5 protein-coding genes are annotated in these 4,447 nt (G+C 65.6%); 4 read left to right on the top strand and 1 reads right to left on the bottom strand.

What is annotated here, in order from left to right:
* Positions 1–40: 40 nt before the first annotated feature.
* Complete coding sequence (locus ACIPIA_RS10770) at positions 41–403, bottom strand: gamma-butyrobetaine hydroxylase family protein (protein WP_400509329.1); 363 nt, start codon at positions 401–403, stop codon at positions 41–43.
* Positions 404–557: 154 nt separating this feature from the next.
* On the opposite strand from ACIPIA_RS10770, the gene moaA reads away from it, so the two are divergent.
* From moaA to ACIPIA_RS10750, 4 genes are all read left to right on the top strand, one after another.
* Positions 558–1,571, top strand: a complete 1,014-nt coding sequence (gene moaA / locus ACIPIA_RS10765) for a GTP 3',8-cyclase MoaA (RefSeq protein WP_400509331.1) — start codon at positions 558–560, stop codon at positions 1,569–1,571.
* Positions 1,572–1,713: 142 nt separating this feature from the next.
* Positions 1,714–2,250 carry a hypothetical protein gene (locus ACIPIA_RS10760; RefSeq protein WP_400509327.1) on the top strand — a complete coding sequence of 179 codons (537 nt, stop codon included), beginning with the start codon at positions 1,714–1,716 and terminating at the stop codon, positions 2,248–2,250.
* Positions 2,240–3,709, top strand: a complete 1,470-nt coding sequence (locus tag ACIPIA_RS10755; RefSeq protein ID WP_400509326.1) for a hypothetical protein — start codon at positions 2,240–2,242, stop codon at positions 3,707–3,709. Before ACIPIA_RS10760 ends, ACIPIA_RS10755 begins: the two co-directional genes overlap by 11 nt.
* Before the next feature lie 10 nt (positions 3,710–3,719).
* Positions 3,720–4,447, top strand: a 728-nt coding sequence (locus ACIPIA_RS10750; RefSeq protein WP_400509324.1) for a hypothetical protein, incomplete at its 3' end; no start/stop codon positions are given.

The following is a 4,447-nucleotide window of genomic DNA, read 5'->3' as shown; positions in this document are numbered from 1 at the left end:
AGAGCTGGAAACTGCCGGACGTCGAGCGCATCGTCAGGCCCTAGCGCTTTCGTTGGCGGGAGAGCCCCTTCTCGGCCAGCGCCGCCTCATAGGCCTTCATCTTCTCCTGTGCCTGCTCCCCGAGCTCGCGCAGATAATCCCAGGCGTAGATGCCGGTCTCGTGCATGTCGTCGAAACCGAGCCTGACGGCGTAATGGCCGACCGGTTCGACCCTGAGGATCTCGACCTCCGCCTTGCCCGGGACGATCGTCTTCTGGCTGGGATGATGGCCCTGCACCTCTGCCGAGGGACTTTCAACACGCAGCAGCTCAGCCGGCAGGGCAAAGCTTGCACCGTCGTCGAACGCGACATGCAAGGTGCGACGATCCTTCGACAGGCGGATTTCGGTCGGCCAGGATGACATGATCGTGTAAGTTCCTCGCGGGCTGCGGCAGTCACGTGCTTGACCTTGGCCACAGCGGTGCCAATGTCTGGGTATAGCAATGTGAAAACCAGTCCGCATCCTGGGCGGAGCGGGCTGCAGGTTCGGAGTTGAGGCAGACGTGCTGCTCGACGAAATGAAGCCGCTGACGCGGTCGCCGCTGGTCGATCCGTTCGGCCGAAAGATTTCCTATCTGCGTATCTCGGTGACGGATCGCTGCGATTTCCGCTGCGTCTACTGCATGGCCGAAAACATGCAGTTCCTGCCGCGCAAGGAATTGCTGACCCTCGAGGAACTCGACCGGATCGCTACCGCCTTCGTCAGCCGCGGGACGCGGAAGCTGCGGCTTACCGGCGGCGAGCCGCTCGTGCGCCGCGACATCATGAGCCTCTTCCGCTCGCTCTCCCGCCATCTCACATCGGGCGCGCTCGACGAGCTGACGCTGACGACCAACGGCTCGCTTCTGCATCGCTATGCGGACGAACTCGCCGGTTATGGCGTGCGCCGCATCAATGTCTCGCTCGATACGCTCGACGCCGACAAGTTCCGCGAAATTACCCGCCGGGGCGATCTCAAGGTCGTGCTCGCCGGCATCGAGGCGGCGCGCAAGGCCGGCATGCGGGTGAAGATCAACGCGGTGGCGCTGAAGGGCGTCAACGACGAGGAGATCGAAGAGCTGATGCTCTGGTCGCACGGCCTCGGCATGGACCTGACGCTGATCGAGGTCATGCCGATGGGCGAGATCGAGGTCGGCCGCATCGACCAGTACCTGCCGCTCTCGGTGGTGCGCGGGCGATTGATGGACAAGTACACGCTGGTCGACGACCCCTACCGCACCGGCGGGCCGGCGCGCTATGTCCGCGTCAAGGAAACCGGTGGCCTCGTCGGCTTCATCACGCCGCTGACCCATAACTTCTGCGAGAGCTGCAACCGCGTGCGCCTCACCTGCACCGGCACGCTCTACATGTGCCTGGGCCAGGAGGACGCGGCGGATCTGCGCGCCGCGGTCCGCTCCTCGCAGGACGACGCCCTGCTCTACCGCACGATGGACGAGGCCATCGCCCGCAAGCCCAAGGGCCATGACTTCATCATCGACCGGCGCCATGCGCGCCCGGCCGTCGGCCGACACATGAGTGTCACGGGCGGTTGATCGCCAACAGGCGGCGGCGACCGCTCGCTTGACCGACCGGGCGAATACCGGCACCGTCGCGCGTCGGTTGGAGTTGCTTGGGGTTATGTTCAAGGCGATCGCAAGCCGCGCGAGAGCGGCGGCAAGCGCAGTCAACGGCGCCGTGAGGCAGACCCATGCGGCGCGGCTTGCCATCATGGCGGCGCGGCTGCGACGCTCCTTGCCCCTTCTCGCCATCCTCGTGTCGGCCACCTTGCTGTTCTGCCTGTTCCTCGGCTGGTCATCCGGAAGCAGCGTCTTCCGCGTGCTTTCGCCGGTATCACCGACGGGGATCGGCGCGGGGATCGCAGGCGTTCTGGCAGGGCTTGCCGTGATCGAGCTGTGCGCCGCCTTCGCCGTCACGCTGATGACGGCAGCGCTGCAACTCGCCTACGATACCGGCCGTCATCGTGTGCTGGCCTTGCTTGTCATCACCTGCGTACTCGCATTGGCGGGGCTCGGCTGGCTGCTCCCGGCGCGCGACGCAACTTTCCTGTCGCTCGGCGCGACCCTGCCCATGCTGGCGGCAGCCGCGCTCGTCGCTCTGACGATCTGGTTCGAGCGCGCCTATCTGCGCCCAGCCTATCCAGGCTTCCGCGATTTCTGGGTTGATATCGTCGATGCCCGCCTGTTTCTGACGCGAGCCGCCCATGGCGAATGACAACGGCGGTGGGGCGTCGCTCCGCGACGGCAGCGTGGCTATGACGGCGCACCACCTCGCGGAGTCGGTCCGGGCCGGCCATAACGGCGCGAGCGATGCAGTCGAAAACCTGCCGCCGGCAGATGCGACGATGCTCTCCCAGACCGAGCAGACGCTGATAGCCCGGGCGCGCGAGCACTACGCCGCGCTGCGGCAGGAGGCGGCAGCGCGCCTCAATGCCATCCAGGCCGAAGTCGTGAGCCGGCAGGAGCTGTTCACCCAGCAGCGCTTCGAAGGACGCGTGCGCGGCGTCGAGGCGACCTTGCGGGCCATGCTGAACAAGCACGGCAGCGAGCTGGAGCAGCGCATCTACGACGCCCTCCGGGCCAAGCGCGAATACGCCTACTTCAATTTCGAGAACAAGCGTCGCGCCGATCCCAAGCTCGACAAGTGGCAGTTCATCCTGTTCTTCCTCGTCGTGCCGCTGGTGCTGGAAAGCCTGCTCAACGGCAACTTCTTCGCCGAAGCCAGCGATTTCGGCCTCGTCGGAGGCGCGGCGACCGCCGTCATCATCTCGGCGCTCAATATCGCGCTGGGCTTCTGCATGGGGATAGGCCCGGCGCGCTACTGCCAGCACGTCAAGAGTTCGCATCTGTTCTGGGCGCTGCCGGCCTATGCGGGGATGATTGCGCTGATCGTGCTGTTCAACCTGGCCGTCGGCCATTACCGCGAGATGCTGATCGCGAATCCCGATGCGCGCTCCTATCAGGTTATGCCGCGCATGCTGGAGAATCCCTTCGCGATCTACGACATCAAGTCGGTCGCCCTCGTCATTATCGGTTGCCTCGTCGCCTTCGTGGCGGCAACGAAGGGCTATACCGCTTTCGGTACCTATCCCGGCCACGCCGCCGCCTATAAGCGCTGGCGCCAGCGCTGGAGTGCGGTCGAGGACGAGCGACGCCGGCTCGATGGCCAATTGCTGCCGGAGCTGGAGGCGATCCGAACCCAGATCGATGGCTTCCGCGCCGATTGCCGCGACGAGCTCGGAAAGCTGCAGGGCAAGAAGGCCGCCGCCGAAAAGGCCCGTGATCTCTATCTCACTCGGCTCGGACAGCTGCGCGCAGCCAAGGATGCGGCCATGATGCAGTATCGGGAAGCCAACCTGCGGGTCAGAACCGATCTACCGCCGGCCTATTTCGGGCAATCGCTCAATCTGGCCGAAATCGACCAGCCGGGCGAGTTGCCGGAATATGTCGCCGTGCGCAGGCAGATCGAGGATTTCGAGCAGCAGCTCGCCAGCATGCCGGCGCTGATCGAGGTCAAGCTCAAGGACCGCCTGATGCTGCTGCGCGGCGTCGATCTCGCGGGTGAGATCGAGCAGGTGAAGCTGCGCGCGGCCCAGGCCGGGCGCGAAGCCTTCGAGAGCGACGAAGCGGCGCAGAAGCGAGCGGCGGAGGATTTCGCCGCAATGCCGCGCTAGAGGCCGAGGGATGAAGACCGAGAACCTGGCCATCGTCGCCTCCCTGCTCGCGGGCGTCGCGCTCGTTGGCTTCTTCGCGGCCCCCTCCCTGCTGCGCGGCCCTCCGCGAGACCAGGAGACGCTGTGCCCGAAGACCGGCCCGGTCGGGCACACGCTCATCCTCGTCGACAAGAGCGACCCGTGGAGCGAGGTGCAGGCCGGGCGCCTGAAGAAGCTCGTCAAGCAGATCGGCGACGAGCTTCCGGCCGAGCGCATGCTCTCGATCTACGTCTTCAATGACGTGTTCGAGCCCGGCTTCCCGTCGTTGATCTCGCTATGCAATCCCGGGAGGACGGCCAGCGAGCTGATCGGCAACCCCCGTCGTGAATATGTGAAATGGGTCGAGAAATTCGGCCGCCCGCTCGACGACGCCATGACCGTGCTGACCCAGCCGGCGAAGGGCAACCAGTCGCCGATCGTCGAGGCAATCGGCGACGTCGTCTCCCGGCGCGAGAACCGCGTGCCGACAGGCGATCGCTCACTCGTCCTGGTCTCTGACATGCTGCAGAACTCAGGCCAGTTCACCGTCTTCGGCAATGCGGCCGGAGCCCGCGATCCGGAGCGGCTGCGGCGGCTCCTCGACAAGGTCTGGCAGGATTCCGGCGCGAGGACCTGGACGCTCAGCATCCATCAGGTCCAGGGCGTCTACGACCAGAACCGGCTTGAACAGGCCGCGGCGCTCTGGAAGCAGGCCTTCCA

It is taken from the genome of Allobosea sp. CER48, assembly GCF_044752385.1.
GTDB lineage: Bacteria > Pseudomonadota > Alphaproteobacteria > Rhizobiales > Beijerinckiaceae > Allobosea.
This window is presented reverse-complemented; position numbering and strand designations above follow the sequence as displayed.

What these genes read in the sequence shown, in the direction of transcription:
- ACIPIA_RS10770 (WP_400509329.1), bottom strand. Translation starts at nt 403, where the DNA reads ATGTCATCCTGGCCGACCGAAATCCGCCTGTCGAAGGATCGTCGCACC.
- moaA (WP_400509331.1), top strand. Translation starts at nt 558, where the DNA reads ATGAAGCCGCTGACGCGGTCGCCGCTGGTCGATCCGTTCGGCCGAAAG.
- ACIPIA_RS10755 (WP_400509326.1), top strand. Translation starts at nt 2,240, where the DNA reads ATGGCGAATGACAACGGCGGTGGGGCGTCGCTCCGCGACGGCAGCGTG.